We start from the raw sequence: 16,095 nt of genomic DNA, 5'->3' as shown, positions 1-16,095 counted from the left end.
CCACAGGGTCCCTGCTAAATCAGGGAGTTATGTGGAGTTCCATAGGAGCGGGATCCTACTCCAGTGGAATGGTCAGGCGATCGATCACGGCACGGGTTTCAGGCCGCACCCCGCGCCACCAGGCGAAAGCCTCCGCCGCCTGCTCGACCAGCATGCCGACACCGTCGGCCAGGCGACTTACACCCTGCGCCTTGGCCATGCGCAGGAACGGCGTCAGGCCTTTGCCATACGCCAGCTCGTAAGCCAGCCGCGTCTCGCCCAGCACACCTTCAGGTAGCGGCGGCTGCTCTCCGGTGAGGCTCGCGGAGGTGGCATTGACCACGATGTCGAAGGACTGCCCCTCCAGTTCCTCATAGCGGCTGATGCGCAGCCTTGGGTGATCCAGTTCGTTGCGCAAGGTGAGCGCCTTGGCCATGTCACGGTTGGCAAGCACCAGCTCGCTCGGCCCTGCCTTCAGGAATGGCAGCAGCGCGCCGCGCACCGCGCCACCGGCGCCGAGCAACAGTACCCGCCGATCGGCCAGTGGTTCACCGAGGTTTTCCTCGATATCCCGCAGCAAGCCGATGCCGTCGAAGTTCTCGGCAAAGATACGGCCATTCTCGAACTTCAATGCATTGGCCGCCCGCGCCAGCTGTGCGCGCTCGCTGCGTTGGTCAGCCAGTTCGAAGGCGCGCAGCTTGAACGGCGCGGTGATGTTCATGCCCAACCCGCCATCGTTGCGAAAGTTCAGCACCTGGGCCTCGAAGCCCTCTAGCTCGCCCTCGATGGCGCCGTACTCCAGGCACTGGCCACTGGCCTGGGCGAACAGGCCATGAATCAACGGGGACTTGGTGTGGTTGATCGGTCGGCCGATCACTGCATAGCGGTCGCTCATCGTGCATCTCCATGGGTGAACAGCACACCGTCTGCCTGCATGGCGGTGATTTCTTCAGGGCTGAAACCTAGGCCGGCGGCCACTTCGGCATTGTGCTGACCGAGGTCCGGGGCCACTTGGTGGATCGTGGTGTCGCACTCGGAAAAGCGGAACGGCAGGTTGGGCAGGCGCAAGGTACCGTAGCGCGGGTGCTGCTGCTCGATGACCATGTTGCGCGCCTGGATCTGCGGGTCAGCCACGACCTCGTCGATGCGCTGCACCTTGGCGCTGGGGATGTCGATGTCATCGAGCAATTGCAAGATATCGGCTACCCGGCGCGCACCGACCCAGTCACGCACCACGGCCAGGATCGCCTGGCGGTGGGCGTTGCGGCCATTGAGGCAGTGGTAGCGGCTGTCGCTGCCGAACCCGGGCGGGCCACCGTTGGCCTCGAGCATCGCGGCAAAGCGCTTCCAGGCGTCGTCGACCTGGGCGGCGATTACCAGGTCGCCATCAGCCGCGCGAAACACGCCGTACAGGGTGGAGGTGGGCATGTCATGGCCGGTCTGCTCGGGCAGGACGGTGCCGTCGGACAAGGTGTAGCACTGCACCGCGTACTCATGCATCGACACCAGCGTGTCGTAAAGGGCCATGTCGATGTGCTGGCCCCGGCCACTGTTCACTCTGCCCAGCAGCGCCGCGTTGATCGCCGCCACGGCATGGATGCCGGTGTACATGTCGCCCAGGGAAATGCGCAGCAACGGCGGCGCTTCGCCCGGCACGCCGACCATCTGCATGATCCCGCTCTTGGCCTCGGCGATCAGCCCGAAGCCGGCGCGGTGGGCATCCGGGCCGGTATGGCCGTAGGCGGAGATGGAGCAGTACACCAGACGCGGGTTGCGCGCCGACAGCTCGGCATAGCCCAGGCCCAGTTTGTCCAGGGCGCCGGGGCGATAGTTTTCGATGAACACATCGGCCGAGTCGGTAAGGCGCTGCATGAATGCTTTGCCACGCGGGTCCTTCATGTTCACGCTGACGCCCTGCTTGCCCATGTTCAGCTGCAGGAAGTAACCGCTCTGCTCTTCATCAAGGGTAAACGCGTGCTGGCGGCCGGCATCGCCGCTGCCCGGCCGTTCGACCTTGATCACCTCGGCGCCCAGTGCTGCCAGGCAGCGGCCCACATAGGGCCCGGCCAGGAAGTGGCTGTAGTCGATGACGCGAATACCCGTCAATGGCAATGCCTGGCTCATGCCTGCACTCTCCTCGGCACCATCAGCCGGTGCTCGCCACGCTGCACGACTTCGCCATGCTGGTTGATCAGCTCCGACGGCAAGACCACGATGCCCCAGCCCGGTCGGCTGTTGCTCGGGCGCATCGCCCCCACGCGCATGCGCACGTGCAGCACATCGTCGACCTTGATCGGCAGCACGAAGTCCCAGGTCCAGCCCAGCGACATGCCCGGTACAAAGCGGTATTCGCACTGGGTCTTCAGGCCGTCGGCGATCGACAGGCCGAACAGGCCATGGGCAACCAGGCAGCCGAAGTGGCTCGCGTTGGCGTACGCCTCGTCGACATGCACCGGGGTGTGGTCGCCGGTGAGTTCGGCGTAGGCCAGGATGCGTTCGCGGGTAACGGTGTAGGTGGGGCTCATGCATTCATCGCCTTCGCAGGCATCGTCCCAGTATTTTTCCACCACGCTCATGCCACCACCTCTGCACGTGGGTCGATGGCCAGTGCCTGGGCGACGCATTTCGCCGGCAATGCCTGAATGAACTCGACCGCCAGGCCGTCAGGCAGGCGCAGCCAGTTGCGGCCCTGAGGCATTTCGCTGACGCCGAAACGCTGTGCGGCGGCCAACGCGGCTTCGAGATCCTCGCACATGATGCCCAGGTGTGCCATGCGCCCTTCCGGGCCGGCAAAGTCCGGCTGGTGGATGAACTGCAGGCCACCAAGTGTCCAGTACTGCGCAGGCTGCTCGGCGTCACCCTGCATCTCGCGCATGGTCATGCCGCACACCTCGCTGAAAAAGCGGATGTGCCACTGGATGTCCCGCACCCAGAACGCAACGTGTTCAAGGTAGGCTTTCGGCTGGCTCATGGATTACTTCCCTTCTGCTGATCGGCCATGGCGCGCTCGATACCCTTGATGCAGGCAACCAGGGTCGCGTTGACCGGCGTAGCGACGCCGTGGCGCTGGCCCCAGCGCACGACGGAGCCGTTGATGAAATCGATCTCGGTGACCGAGCCCTTTTCCAGGCTCTGCAGCATTGAGGTACGGAAGCTTGCCGGCAGGCCTTCAGCTGCCAGGCACCACGCAGCGTCCGGGCTGGTGAGGCTCAGGCGGATGCCGGCCCGCTCGGCGACGGCGATGGCTTCGCTGACCGCTGCCTTGGCGGTGCTTTCCAGCAGCGGCTCGCTGTACAGCTGGCCATAACTGAGCATGGTGATGCCGCTGAGCGCGCCTGTCGCGACGTTGACCAGCAGCTTGTCCCACATGGTGCCGAGAATGTTGTCGCTGACCGTGGTGGCGAGCCCGGCGCCATTGAAAGCCTCGGCGATGGCCTGCACACGCGAGGTCCGTTGGCCGTCGAGCTCGCCGATGAAGGTGTGTTTGCCTGCCACGCCGGCACGGATCGAACCCGGCGCCAGCAGCACGCCACCGACGTAGGTCTTGCCGGCCAATACCCGCTCACGCCCCACGGCCTCGGCCAGGATGTCTTCGTGGCCAAGACCGTTCTGCAGCGATAGCACCAGCGTCTGCGGCCCGATCAGCGCCTTGGCACCGGCAATCGCCTCGCTGGTGTGGAACGACTTGACCAGCACCACTACCAGGTCGGCCACGCCCACGGTTGCCGCGTCGCAAGCCGCCTTCACCCGGACCTGCCGCTCGCCGCGTTCATCCTGTACCCGCAGCCCGCGCAAATTCATCGCCTCGACATGCGCCTGGCCACGATTCAACAGCCAGGTTTCGTGCCCCGCCTCGCTCAAGGCCGCACCAATGGCGCAACCCAGGGCGCCGGCGCCCAGAATGCAGATTTTCAAATCGCTGACCTCCTGTGGTTTGCGACCACACCTTATGCAGCAAGGCTTATTTCGGCTATACAATGGCCTCAATACACTTATTGAGTTTCGCAATAATGAGCACGCTCGATGCCTTGCCTGATCCCAAGCTGCTGCAGCTGTTCGATGTGCTTTACCACTGCCGTAGCGTGACCCGTAGCGCTGAACAGCTCGGCCAGAGTCAACCTACCGTGAGTATCTGGTTGGGGCGCTTGCGTGAAGAACTGAACGACCCGCTGTTCGTGCGCACCCCCGGGGGCATGGCCCCTACCCCGCGGGCAGACCAGTTGATCGGGCCATGCCGCGAGGTGCTGGAATCGCTGCGGCGCCTGACTACCTGGGAGCCGCAGTTCGTTCCGGCCACGGCCCAGCGTCGCTTTCGCCTGTGCGTCAGTGATGCCAGCCATATCACCCTGCTGCCCAGCATCCTCAACCACCTGCGTACCCATGCGCCGGGTATTCGCCTGGAGGCGGCGCGCATAGATGGCAATACCGAAAGCGCGCTGGAGTCCGGCGAGGCGGACCTGGCCATCGGCTTTGTGCCTTGGCTGGGTGCGGGGATGTATCAGCAAGTGTTGTTCGAACAGGACTGGGTCTGCCTGAGCAACCCGCGACACCCTCGACTGGGCCAAGGCATGAGCGTGGCGCGCTACCAGGCCGAGGGGCATGTACAGATCAGTGCCGGGACCGGGCAAAAGTTACTGGAGGCTGGTTTGGCGCGGGCCGGCATCGAACGCAGGATCATGCTGGAGCTGCCGGCATTTCTAGGGTTGGGGATGATTGTCGGGTCGACCGACCTGGTGGCAACGCTGCCACGGCACATCGGGCAGACACTTGCAGAAATGCATGGTCTGCAGGTGCACGATTGCCCGTTTGCAGTGGAGGGCTTCACGGTCAAGCAGCACTGGCACGCGCGCTACCAGCAAGACAGCGGGAATCGCTGGATGAGGGAGGTGGTTCGGGGCTTGTTTCAAGCAGGTGCCAGTTAGCAAACCAGACGAACGCCTCCCTCGCCGAGCTTCCTTGCCTGGAAGCATCGGGGTGCGAGTCAGGCAGCAGGCTTGAGCACCACCTTCGTCCAGCCATCATCCCGCGCATCAAAGTGCTTGTAGGCATCGGGGCCTTCAGCAAGCGTCAAACGATGGGAAATTATCTGGGAAGGCTTGGCGCGCCCATGATGAATGAGCTGCGCCAGGCGGCGATTGTAGGCCTTCACGTTCGCCTGGCCTGTGCGGATGAATTGGCCCTTGAACCAGAACGCCCCGAAATCGAAGGCCATCTTGCCCTGCTTCGCCAGGTCGTTCTTCGCACCCGGATCTTCTGGCACGAACACACCCACGACGCCTATGCCACCGGTAGCCTTGGTGGAGGCAACCAGGTTGTTCATGGTGAGGTAGTTCGCTTCATGGCCATGCTTGTCGCAGCACTGGTAACCCACGCATTCGCATCCCCGGTCGGTGCCTTTGCCATGGGTCAGGTTCATGATCTCGTCCACAGCCTTCTGCTCGACCGCGTTGATGGGGGTTGCCCCAAGCTGCGCGGCCAGCCTCAAACGATCCGGCTGGTTGTCGATCACGAACACCTCGGAGGCACCTTTGATGATTGCCGAATAGGCCGCCATCAACCCGACAGGGCCCGCTCCATAAATCGCAATGCTCTCGCCCGGCTGCAGGCCGGCCAGCTCTGTCGCATGCCAGCCAGTGGGGAAAATATCCGAAAGCATGACGTAGTCATCTTCACGTTCCTGGGCGTCCTCCGGCAGCACCAGGCAGTTGAAATCAGCGTATGGCACACGCAACAGCTCGGCCTGGCCACCTTGGTAGGGACCCATGTCGGCAAAACCATATGCGGCCCCGGCAGCACCCGGGTTGGCAGTGAGGCAGAACCCTGTCAGGCCTTTTTCGCAGTTTTCGCAGAACCCGCAGCCGATGTTGAACGGCAGGCTGACCCAGTCACCGACTTTGACGCGGTCCACCCCGGCCCCCACCTCGATCACCTCACCGAGGTTCTCATGGCCGAACACACGCCCGGCCTCGAACGATGTGCGCCCCTCATACATGTGAAGGTCGGACCCGCAGATGTTGGTGGTGGTGATGCGCACCAGCGCATCGGTAGGTTTCTCGATCCTTGCATCGGCAACATTCTTGACGGCGACGTCGCGCGGTGCGTTGTATACGATTGCTTTCATGCTGAACTCCCAGAAGTCAGGGGCGATGGAAAAGCGCCCTACCCTGTTGGGGTAATGGATTTACCTCAGGTGTTCAGTGCTGTACGTGAATAGCAGATCAGTGGCGCTAATCATCGTCGCGCCTTGGATCTAACCACGCTATAGCATTTTCTCCAGTCCGATCGCGCTGCTGAGCCAGGAGTTGAAGTGTCGCCACCAACTCCCCGGTTCCTTGGTCAATGTATGTTGCTTGCCATCGTCTTCGGTGACCCATACCAGCTGATTCTTTTCCAGCCGGGTGTGATAACTCAGAGCCGGTGCCATCCCCTCCAGAGCCAGTTCGCGCACCCGTGCAGCAAGCTCAGGGTCATCGACCAACACGCCGACTTCGGTATTCCACAACAAGGAGCGCGAGTCGAAATTGAACGAGCCGATAAACGCTTTCTGCTGGTCGAATATCATCGCCTTGCTATGCAGGCTGGACTCGGAGCTATTGGAGGATCCATCATGAAACAGGCCCAGCCCACTGTCGCTGTCGCCATTGTCACCGGATTGGCTGCGTAATTCGAACAACTGCACACCATGCTCCAACAAGGTTTTGCGATAAGGCGCGTAAGCACCGTGCGCGGCGGGTACATCGGTGGCTTCCAGTGAGTTGGTCAGCAAGCTGATCGACACGCCAGCGTCGGCACGACGGGTCAGGTACACCACCCCTGGTTGGCCGGGCACCATGTACGCCGAGACAAGGATCAGCTCCTTGGATACCCCATTGAGCTCGGGTGCCAATTGGGTGGCCAACAACAAGTACGGCGCTGGCTCGCCACTCGACAAGACCTTGCTCGGTGCATCCCACATCGCTTTGTTCCAGGCCCAGATCAACTCCCTGCGCCAGTCATTCAGGCGTGGCCGGGTGGTATAGCTCATCAGTTGTTGATAGAGCGCATGATTCTGTTGGCGTACTTTCTCCAGGGACTCGTCCAGCCGAGTCCGGAGGTTTTTCAGGTCCCTGGTCGTCGGCCTGGTCGAGATGAACTGCTCGATGGGCTTGCTCAGGGCACTGTTCCAGTACTGGTCGAAACTATGTCCCAATTGTTCTGCAACCGGCCCGACGCCGAGCATGTCGATGTCGGTGAAATTCCTGTTGGGCTCGGCATCGAAATACTCGTCCCCCAGATTGCGCCCGCCAACGATGGCCGCACTGTTGTCCACCACCCACAATTTGTTGTGCATGCGCCGGTGCTGCCGGGCCAGGTTGAACAGCCGGCCCATGGTACGCGTCACGACGGTACTGCGGCCCAGGTGCAGTGGATTGAACACGCGGATCTGTATATGCGGATGCGCCGCCAGTGTCGCGATAATTCGCTCCAGGTCATCGCTGGTGGTGTCATCGAGCAAGATCCTGACTCGGACGCCGCGGTCGGCGGCGATGAGCAGCTCGCGCACCAGTATCCGAGTACTGATGCCGTCGTGGACGATGTAGTACTGCAAGTCGATGCTGCTTTGAGCATTGCGAATCAGCTCGGCGCGTGCGGCGAAAGCCTCGGCACTATCGGAGAACAAGCGAAAGCCCGACTGGCCCCGATGGGGGGCTGCCTGGGCCTGGATAGAACGACCGAACGCCGAATCGTTCGCAGGCAAGGCCTGACTGGGTTCGTGAGAGACCGTGGGTGTCGTACAACCAACAAACAGCAGGGTAAGTAACAGCAGAGCAGGAAGGGGCTGTTTGATTCTCACGGAGGCTACCCCGGGTGATGGCGATGAGGGTGCCGGGTCCCGAAGAATGGCCAGTCCCTTACCACCAGCATCCGGCCGTATCGGCCTCGTGCAATGTTTCTTCGATCTGCGGTGTTATTACAGAAGCGTAGTTCATCTCCTGCTGACCGCGGTGCCTTCACCGAAGGCGCCTGCCGCCAATCAGTCGCGATCTAGCATCTAAGGACCTTGCATAACCTGATCAGGCTGCGTGCCCATACTCGCGAGAAAAATATCGGTATCCCGATTAGTCCGTAGGCAGACAACGCGACAGCTCGAAGGGACCGTTACCACGAATCGCTTCATCGCCTCCCGCGACGAGGTTTTCGTCCGCCACATGAACCTCAAGAACTCCGGCAGGTTGCCCAGCAATTCCGGACAGTTGTCCGGCAAGTCAGGTCGGGATCGGCCGCGGTTCAGCATTGTTCTAAGGAGCACGCGCCAGAATCGAAGGGGTGCCGAGCGATCAATCCAAATCAACATGTCAGCCCGGGCCAGCCGGTTGTTCCATGTGGTCGAATGCCCACCTTCGAAGATCCAGCGCTCACGGGCCTCGACCTCATGACAAAGACGCGTCTTCTCGTCCCGACTCCGCTCGACCCACCCTGGCTGCCAGTGAATCGTGTCGATATGCACGACCGGCAAGCCTGTGCGTTCGCCGAGCTTGCGCGCCAGGGTACTTTTCCCAGACCCTGGCTGACCAATGATCATCACCCGTTGCATTAAAGCTCCCTCTGGCCATGCCTGCGGAATTTCGGGCGCGCGATTTTACGGCAATGGACGACGAGGTCAACTGCAAGCGCACTTATGCTCTTGGCGTCCGTTGCAAATCGGCTGCTCCTGTTGATAGCGAGTATCAACCTGTGTCGGTCAGCCGAGCTGGATCCGAATGCTGGCCTGTGTGTACCAAGGCGCAGCGGAGTCGACGTGCACATGCCTCTGCTGCTTCGGCTCGAAGGGAGTATCAAGCGTTCCTAGCGCTATGGATATCCAGCCGGCATATTCACCTTGAGAACGTGACCAGAATAAAGTCGAACCGCACGCCAGACAAAATTCGCGCATTACTGTCGGTGAAGACGCATACGTCCTGATGCTATCGGCGCCACGTAGTACTCGCAGGTCGCTACGCGGGACGCTTCCGTAGGATGCGAATGCAGCCCCGTGACCTTTGCGGCACTGGCTGCAATGGCAGTGAGTAACTGCCTTTGGCGCAGTGACTAGTTCGAAACTTACTGCTGAGCACAAGCAGCTACCTAGATAAGTCATTTTCATTGACGCTTCCGTGCAAATGACGCGAGCGTAACTGTCTTGGCTGAATTGGTCGACAGGTTGTAATTCGCTCTCGGTAAATGGCTGCTATGGGTCGAAAGAGGTCTGCCGATTACGGCCGCTTTCGACCCAAAGCGGACGCTAAAAGATAACTGGTTTCGTAAGCGCGACGCGTACTCTGTGGGAGCGGGTTTACCCGCGAAGCAGGCGCCGCGGTGGATGGCACCGGCGGTGCCGGTGTTCGCGGGTAAACCCGCTCCCACAATGATTGCTGTTGGGCAAAATGACAGCCAAGGGTCGATAGCGGTCATGCACGACCCGGCAGCTTTCGACCCATTGAGGACATTCAGATAGAAGCCCCAGCCATCTAGGTATAGGCTTTGCGCTTCTGAAATGGATTTCCAGGTGAGGGCAAGTAGCTTATGGCAAGTTCCGAAATTCAAGAGCGGTTGAACAACCGTCGATTCACCGTAGCCACCAACTCCCAAGGGCTCTCTGGTACTGGAACGATATTTCACTATCTCGTCGACGGTGGGGCCATCACCGGCACATACCACGGCGGTCGGATCCGCTTGGGCAGTCAAGTGGGGCGGGTGACCGGCAGCAGCACCATCGAGCTTCTTTATCACTGCCTTACCACTGAGGATGAAATCCTTGCTGGCTGGTCGCGGGGTGAGATTGGCCAAGACGATCTCGGACGCACGACGCTTCATTTTGTTTGGGGATGGTTATCCGGTGCGACGGGTGGGGGGGAGTCTAGTTACGTTGAGCTTCTCGACTAGCTTATCTATCGCAGAAGCAGTGATTCTCCCCTGCAATGGGTCGGAAGCAGCCGGTTTCGACTGACCGCGATCGACCCAGAGCGGCCATTGCCGAGCGGCAGCAGTAGGTCCAACCGGTTCCGTTTTACAGCCTGGGTATTGGCTGTCATCTTTGGACGCTTACCAAAGCCCGACAATACAACTCCCGGATAACGGTGTTGGCTTTAGGTCGGAAGGGCTAGGCGCGATTACCTGCGGTGGGTTGACCTCCTACAGGTTTGAGCATGTTTTAGCTAGACGAACCGCTGCGAGATGATTACGGTTGATGATGAGAACAAAATCGCGATGGCAACGCGCTGAATGTCGAGTGCGGTCACGCGTCCGTAGAGTCTGTAGGCCGTTTTAGCACCCCGCGCAACAGCAGGTCGAACGCCTGGCTTGCCTGCGCCAGCCGCGTGTCGCCGTTCTCGGCCTCCGCGATCCATACTGTCGCTTCCGCCAAACTGCCGTATATCAATGCTGCCAGCGCTTGAGCCTGCGCTTGGACAAGTACACCCTGCAGCACCAGGTTCTCGATCAACTGGCGCATCGACTCTATGCAATGCCGCTGGGCCTCAGGCGAGCCGCCGCCCAACACCGCTCTGGCGTCGCGCAGCACGATGCGCTGAATCTCGGGCTCCAGCGCCATCTCCAGATAGGCGCGGCAACGTTGGCGAAAACCGTCCCAGGCGTTCTCGGCGGTGTCGGTGATGGCACGCAGGCGCTCGTCCATTTCGGCGTCGAGCTGCTCGACGACAGCCGCCAGCAACCCCTTCTTGTCACCGAAGTGATGGTACAGCGCCCCCCGGGTCAAACCCGCCCGGGCGGTCAAATCGTCCATCGAAGTGTGCGCATACCCTAGCTCGCAGAACATCTGGCGGGCGGTGGTCAGCAACAGGGCCCGGGTTTCTTGCATTGCGGCGCGGGTGCGACGAACCATCAAGCTAATCCTTGTCTTCAACAGCATGGGGTGGGCAAAACGTATTCATGCCTCGCGCGCATTGTCTTGGGCGCGAGGCGCACTGACAAGCCTGTCGCCTCGTCGCGCGCCGAGCGAACCTCAGTCCGCATGGCCCGTCGCCAGCTTGAAGCCGATCAAAACGAATACGACGCCTGTCGGGCCCGGGCGCGCATGCGCTGGTAGCCCCAGAGCGCGACCAGCAACACTGCGGCCCCAGCGGCCAAGGCCACGTTGAATCCGGTCTTGGCGCCCCATGCATCAACCACCTGCCCAGATGCCGCTGCGCCACCGGCCACGCCAACGTTGAGGCCGGCGAGCAACCAGGTCATGCCTTCGGTCAGCTTGCTCTCGGGCACGATGCGCTCTACCAGAGACATCGCCACGATCATGGTCGGGGCAAAGAACAGGCCTGCGATCAGCACGGCGCTCGCCAGCCCGACAATGCTCCCCGCCAGCAGCAGCGGCAAAGTCGTCGCCGCGGTCGCCAGCCCGCCCAGCAGGAGCAGCTTATGTAGCGGGGTATCGTGTTTCAGCGCACCGAACACCAGCCCGGCGACGCAGGAACCAATGGCATAGCAGGACAGCACCAGACTTGCCGCGGCCGGCATGCCCATCTGCTCGGCGAATGCCACACTGACGATGTCGACGGTACCGACGATCACGCCCATGGCGACCATCAGCAAGGTCAGCAGGCGCACATCGGCCACTCGGAACACCGAATTGCTGCCTTGCCCGGTGACGGCTTCGGCCTCTACCGGCGGCTCGGTGCCGACCTGCACCACCAAGGCGAACACGCCGATGGCCAGGAGCACGGCGGCAGCCAGTGGCCCGGCCTGCGGCAGTACCGCCACGCTCAGACCCACCGAAATCGGCGGACCGGCAATGAAGGTGACTTCATCAAGAACGGTTTCCAGCGAATAGGCGGTCTGCAGTTGCGCCTTGCCGCGGTAGATCGCGGTCCAGCGTGCGCGCACCATCGCTGACATGCTGGGCATGAAGCCGGCGAGCGCGGCCCCGATGAATAGCGTCCACTCCGCCAGCCGCCAATAGCTGCAAGCCAGCAGCATGAGGATGCCCAGCACGCTGAGTCCGGCGGAGGCTGGCAATACCCGACGCTGGCCATGGCTGTCGACCAGGCGCGAGATCTGCGGCGACATCAGCGCATAGGTCAGCACGAAGGTGGCTGCCACGGCACCGGCCAGGCCGTAACTGCTGGTTATTTGCGACAGCATGGTGATGATTCCGATACCGGTCATGGGCAACGGTAGCCGGGCCAACAGGCCAGCCAGGGCAAAGCCCTTGGCCCCCCTGGCCTGGAACAACTCGCGGTAGGTACTGAACATGCTCGACTCTCCTTATCGAAAGGCCCTTGCGCAGTCATGCGCCAAGGCACGATTACATACACTCCGTATGATTAGAACCTTATTATCGTACGCACTGAATGTAAACCTTCATGATCGGGCCAGATCCCCCTTGAGCAGCTCCCCTGACCAGATCACCCCTGCTCCCTGACGCGACCAATCGTCCGAAGGGTCAGCATGGTTTCATCATGCTGGCCCAGTGGCCCTCGACGGCTGGCCCCTGGATGAACCGCGACGCAATCCGTGCCGAGGTCAAACGCAGCTGAAAACGCCTCTGTACATCCCAATCGGCCAGCTCGGCTTCAGAAAAATCCATGTCCGTCGGGTGGGCGGTGAGAGCCCAGAGCACTCTTTAAAGGGGCTCAATCTGCAAGTAGTGAGTGGTTCATAGTTCGTAGGTGCATCCATGACTGCTCATGGCCGAATGCTGCCTTTCTCCACTGGCAGCTATGGGTCGAAAGCGGTCACTCGCGAACGACTGCTTCCGCCCCATGGCAGCCATACGCTGAGGGCAGCTATTGGCCAAAAGAGGATGATCAAACCCGCCTCTAGTTGCACTTTTGCACATTAACCCGGCAGTGCCGCCAACACCGCATCCACCATGCGATTGAACGTAGCCGGCGAGTCCACGACGCGCGCGGGGGCGTTTGCTTCGCCGTCAGCACGCGTGGCGCGACGGGCTTGGTCGGCGGTGGCTGAGAGTTTTACGATGACCAGTTCGCGGCGGGGATTTATGTAGATTTTCTGCCCGAAGCGCCCGCTGGCCTCGAACGAACCGTCACCGTCGTTTTTCTGGTACCAGTAATTGCGGTAGCTGTAGCCAGGACGGCCGGGGCCAAGGCTGCCCTGGGCGAAAACTGCTGGGTCCGCAGGCTGGAACGTGCTGTGCACAGCCTGGTTGAAGCTGTCGCCCTTGGCATCACGGGCCAGTTCGCGGCGCACCAGTTCGGCGAAGCGGGCGGTGTCGCGCAAATTACAGCTGATGCCGCCACTGGCCATTTCGGTACCGAGCGGGTCGACCTGCACATAGGCATCGTCCTCGGCGAAGCGTGACCACAACCGCTGTTCGACCAACTGCGCCCAATTCAGCCCGGTGACACGCCGCAACGCCCAGGCCAGCGCTTCCGGCGAGCCGTTCTGGTAGAAGAATGGTGCTTGGCCGGGGTTCGGCGCCTGCTGCACCTGCCGCAGGAAGCTGTAGATATCCCCCGGCATTCCTTCGCCCCGAGGTATCAGGCCAGTAGCGGCAAACAGGCCGAGGTCCGGCGGCATCTGCGCGGGGTACTGCACCGCCACCTGCATGTCCAGGTTGGCCTGCACCGTCGCCTCGCCAAACGGCGTTCCGCGCAGTTCCGGCACGTAATGCGCCAGCGTACGCTGCGGGTCCAGCGCACCTTCGGCAATCAGCTGGGCAGCGATCAGGCCGGTGACCGACTTGGTCATCGACGCCCAGATATGGGGCTGGCGAGGTTGGAAGCCGTCCAGATAACGCTCGTACACCACCTTGCCCTGGTGCAGCACGATCATCCCGTCTGTGCTGGTTTGCTCCAGGTAGCCGGCCAAGGTCAAAGGCTGGTCACCGGCGCTGAAGGCCAGTTGGTCTAGCGCCGCCGCGCGGCCTTCGGTCAAGCTCAGCGGTGTGGCTGCCCGACCGATGCCACGGGTGGGCGACACCTCACGGGCGTGGCGCATCGACCAGCGCAAGTACGGTGGCTGAAAGGCATTGGCCTGGGTGACCCGCAACTCCGGCGCCGGTGGGAACCCCTGCATCACACCCTGCCCGGTCGGTGCACCGACCGCCAGGGTTGGGGCCAAGGCACCGGCCAGCACCAGGGCGATACCAGTCAGGTTGGCGGATGAAGGGTGCATGCTGCGCTTGGACATGGTCTTGCTCCTTGGTTGCCTTAGAAGTTGGCGCCCACGCTGAACGCCACATAATCGCGGTCGCCGCGGGTGCCATAATCGCCGTCGAGGTAATCGGTATAGGCCAGGCTGGCCCAGTATTGGCTGGCCAGGCTGACGTCCACGCCCAGGCTGATCGAGCGAGAGCCTTCGTTGAAGGCCGAGCTGTCCGCCGGCGAGTAACCCTTGACGTCATGGGCCCAGGCCAGGCCTGGGCGAACGTCCAGGCCTTGGATCAGGTTGGGGTAGCTCCAGGTCGCGCGCAGGCGGTAGCCCCAGGAAAAGGGTGTGACAAAGCCCTCGCCGTTGCAGTCGACCGGGCTTTTCGAGATCGCCAGGCACAGGCTGTTGTCGGCCAGCTCGCCGTTGCCATAGGCACCAGAGCGGCCATAGCGCGGCCCGAAACGCCCCTCCAGCCCGCCTACATAGGTGGCGCCCACCTCGCCCATCAGCAGTAGCTGGTTGCTGCCCATGACTTGGTTGAACGCCTGCACGGCCGACACCTGGGCCTGGGTCACCTCCTTGCGCCGGTAACCGTCGAAGGGGGTGTTGTCTGTCGCAGGGCGCAGGCCGTCGGCGTTGAGCGGGCTGCGGCCCGGAGCATTGAGCAATGACTGCAGCACATCGTTGCCGTTGAGCTGCACCGGCATGTTTGGCCGGTAGCTCAGTTCACCCTGCACGGCGGCACCGTTGCGCAATGTGGTGGCGAAGGTCAGGCCGTACAGGCGGATGTCCTCGGGGTATTGCGCCCGGTACTGCGAGGTGCCCATACGTAGCGCGCCAGCCAGGGTCTGCCCGTTGCTGGAAGCCAGAAAGGCCCCGCAATTGGCCTGCGCCACACCGACATTGCCGCACAGTTCACGGGCAAAGCCCGTATTGGCGTAATAGCGGCTGCTGACCGTGCCCAGGTAAGGCGAACGGCTGTGGTAATTGGCTGCGAACAGGCCGAACTCGGTATCCAGTGGCTCAACGTACCAGTGCAGCGAAAAACCCCATTGGCCACCGTTGCGTGCATTCTGGTCGGCGCCCCGAGGCACGCGCACACCCTCCTCCGTCAGCGTCACACCAAACGGGGACAGGGCCGACGACACGGCTGGATTGGTCACCATCTGCCCGCCGACATCCAGTCCCTGGCAGCCTTCGGGCATGAAGTCGTTGCCGGAAAAGAACGTTGCGCAGTTCTCCAGCCGGGTCTGCTCCCAGTCCAGCTGGTACAAGGCATCGAAAGACAGCGCCTGGTTGAGGTTCTGCGTGACATACAGCAGGTTGACCGGCGCCAGGGCGTCTTTCACTTCCGCCCCTGGCCGGCGCAGCGCAGCCTGGCTGAAGGGGTTGATCACGTTCAGCCCGCCCTGGATGAACAGGCTTTCCCCCCAGTTGACCACCTGTTTGCCCACCCGCAGCGAACCGGGCTCACCGCCAATGTCGTAAAGGCCATAGACGAACGCATCGAGCAGCTCCGTCCCCGCGGTTTTCGCCGACACCTGGCGGTTGCGATCGTCGATGTCGACGGCCCGCTGGCTGTGGTCGCGTTGCGCGGTGTCGTACCAGTAGGTGCCACGCAGGAATACACCCACGTTATCGCCGTGCAGCTCCAGGTCATGGGTGCCTTTGAAGATCGCCGAAAATATGTCGCCCGACCGGTAGTTGCGCCGCCCGTCATTGCCATTGGCAGCCTGCAACTGCTGTTTATCGGGGTTGGCAGTGCTGACGGCGGTACTCAATGACAGCGCCGAGTCGAAACGCCCTTGCAGCGAGCCAACGTCGAATTGAACGCCCGCCACCGGAGTGGCGAGCAGGCAGCACAGGGCCGCCAGCGGCGCCTGGCGCCGGCAGGATAGAAGGGTTGCGCTCACTCTTAACCTCTTGTTGTTTTATTAGAGAGGGAAATGATGGGTTCAGCGCGGACGCGCCGGCCGCCCAGGCCGGCGGTGTCGGTGACGAGCAGTATCAGGGAGGTTTGATTACGCT

The 16,095-nt window shown here is 62.0% G+C and carries 15 protein-coding genes; 2 read left to right on the top strand and 13 right to left on the bottom strand.

Annotated features, from left to right (window positions below):
- Positions 1 to 55 precede the first annotated feature (55 nt).
- From aroE to CAG46_RS16335, 5 genes are read right to left on the bottom strand one after another with little or no spacing between them, the layout of a single operon-like run.
- On the bottom strand, positions 56 to 874 hold the full coding sequence (gene aroE, locus CAG46_RS16355; RefSeq protein ID WP_085616281.1) for a shikimate dehydrogenase: 819 nt from the start codon (positions 872 to 874) through the stop codon (positions 56 to 58).
- The gene (locus CAG46_RS16350) at positions 871 to 2,103 is read right to left on the bottom strand and encodes a CaiB/BaiF CoA-transferase family protein (protein WP_085616279.1); all 1,233 of its coding nucleotides are present in this window, start codon (positions 2,101 to 2,103) and stop codon (positions 871 to 873) included. The genes aroE and CAG46_RS16350 overlap by 4 nt, the downstream gene beginning before the upstream one ends.
- On the bottom strand, positions 2,100 to 2,555 hold the full coding sequence (locus CAG46_RS16345) for a MaoC family dehydratase (RefSeq protein ID WP_085616277.1): 456 nt from the start codon (positions 2,553 to 2,555) through the stop codon (positions 2,100 to 2,102). Before CAG46_RS16345 ends, CAG46_RS16350 begins: the two co-directional genes overlap by 4 nt.
- On the bottom strand, positions 2,552 to 2,950 hold the full coding sequence (locus CAG46_RS16340; RefSeq protein WP_025339475.1) for a VOC family protein: 399 nt from the start codon (positions 2,948 to 2,950) through the stop codon (positions 2,552 to 2,554). Before CAG46_RS16340 ends, CAG46_RS16345 begins: the two co-directional genes overlap by 4 nt.
- The gene (locus CAG46_RS16335) at positions 2,947 to 3,894 is read right to left on the bottom strand and encodes a ketopantoate reductase family protein (protein ID WP_025339476.1); all 948 of its coding nucleotides are present in this window, start codon (positions 3,892 to 3,894) and stop codon (positions 2,947 to 2,949) included. Before CAG46_RS16335 ends, CAG46_RS16340 begins: the two co-directional genes overlap by 4 nt.
- Positions 3,895 to 3,989: 95 nt before the next feature.
- Here CAG46_RS16335 and CAG46_RS16330 point away from each other — a divergent pair, with 95 nt between their 5' ends.
- The gene (locus CAG46_RS16330; protein WP_085616275.1) at positions 3,990 to 4,901 is read left to right on the top strand and encodes a LysR family transcriptional regulator; all 912 of its coding nucleotides are present in this window, start codon (positions 3,990 to 3,992) and stop codon (positions 4,899 to 4,901) included.
- A 59-nt stretch (positions 4,902 to 4,960) separates the two neighbouring features.
- Here the strand turns inward: CAG46_RS16330 and CAG46_RS16325 are convergent, their stop codons facing one another.
- The 4 genes from CAG46_RS16325 to CAG46_RS16310 all read right to left on the bottom strand — a co-directional run bounded on the left by CAG46_RS16325 (position 4,961) and on the right by CAG46_RS16310 (position 9,103).
- Complete coding sequence (locus CAG46_RS16325; RefSeq protein WP_025339478.1) at positions 4,961 to 6,100, bottom strand: glutathione-independent formaldehyde dehydrogenase; 1,140 nt, start codon at positions 6,098 to 6,100, stop codon at positions 4,961 to 4,963.
- 138 nt (positions 6,101 to 6,238) lie between these two features.
- Positions 6,239 to 7,813: a phospholipase D family protein gene (locus tag CAG46_RS16320; protein WP_085616273.1), complete on the bottom strand. Its 1,575-nt coding sequence runs from the start codon at positions 7,811 to 7,813 to the stop codon at positions 6,239 to 6,241.
- 198 nt (positions 7,814 to 8,011) lie between these two features.
- Positions 8,012 to 8,554, bottom strand: a complete 543-nt coding sequence (locus CAG46_RS16315; RefSeq protein WP_085616271.1) for an AAA family ATPase — start codon at positions 8,552 to 8,554, stop codon at positions 8,012 to 8,014.
- A 147-nt stretch (positions 8,555 to 8,701) separates the two neighbouring features.
- Positions 8,702 to 9,103 carry a GFA family protein gene (locus CAG46_RS16310; RefSeq protein ID WP_075045466.1) on the bottom strand — a complete coding sequence of 134 codons (402 nt, stop codon included), beginning with the start codon at positions 9,101 to 9,103 and terminating at the stop codon, positions 8,702 to 8,704.
- 419 nt (positions 9,104 to 9,522) lie between these two features.
- On the opposite strand from CAG46_RS16310, the gene CAG46_RS29115 reads away from it, so the two are divergent.
- Complete coding sequence (locus CAG46_RS29115; RefSeq protein WP_085616267.1) at positions 9,523 to 9,882, top strand: hypothetical protein; 360 nt, start codon at positions 9,523 to 9,525, stop codon at positions 9,880 to 9,882.
- A gap of 352 nt (positions 9,883 to 10,234) precedes the next feature.
- Here the strand turns inward: CAG46_RS29115 and CAG46_RS16300 are convergent, their stop codons facing one another.
- The 4 genes from CAG46_RS16300 to CAG46_RS16285 form a co-directional block, all read right to left on the bottom strand.
- Entirely contained in the window at positions 10,235 to 10,840 is a 606-nt protein-coding gene (locus CAG46_RS16300) for a TetR/AcrR family transcriptional regulator (RefSeq protein WP_085616385.1), read from the bottom strand.
- Between the two features lie 155 nt (positions 10,841 to 10,995).
- A complete protein-coding gene (locus tag CAG46_RS16295; protein ID WP_085616265.1) occupies positions 10,996 to 12,204 on the bottom strand; it encodes an MFS transporter in 1,209 nt (402 codons plus the stop codon).
- Between the two features lie 585 nt (positions 12,205 to 12,789).
- Positions 12,790 to 14,106 carry a serine hydrolase gene (locus CAG46_RS16290; protein WP_085616263.1) on the bottom strand — a complete coding sequence of 439 codons (1,317 nt, stop codon included), beginning with the start codon at positions 14,104 to 14,106 and terminating at the stop codon, positions 12,790 to 12,792.
- Positions 14,107 to 14,126: 20 nt separating this feature from the next.
- Positions 14,127 to 15,980 carry a DUF1302 domain-containing protein gene (locus tag CAG46_RS16285; protein ID WP_085616261.1) on the bottom strand — a complete coding sequence of 618 codons (1,854 nt, stop codon included), beginning with the start codon at positions 15,978 to 15,980 and terminating at the stop codon, positions 14,127 to 14,129.
- Between the last annotated feature and the right edge of the window lie 115 nt (positions 15,981 to 16,095).

The sequence above is a fragment of the Pseudomonas sp. B23(2017) genome (assembly GCF_002113725.1).
GTDB classification, from domain to species: domain Bacteria; phylum Pseudomonadota; class Gammaproteobacteria; order Pseudomonadales; family Pseudomonadaceae; genus Aquipseudomonas; species Aquipseudomonas putida_Z.
This window is presented reverse-complemented; position numbering and strand designations above follow the sequence as displayed.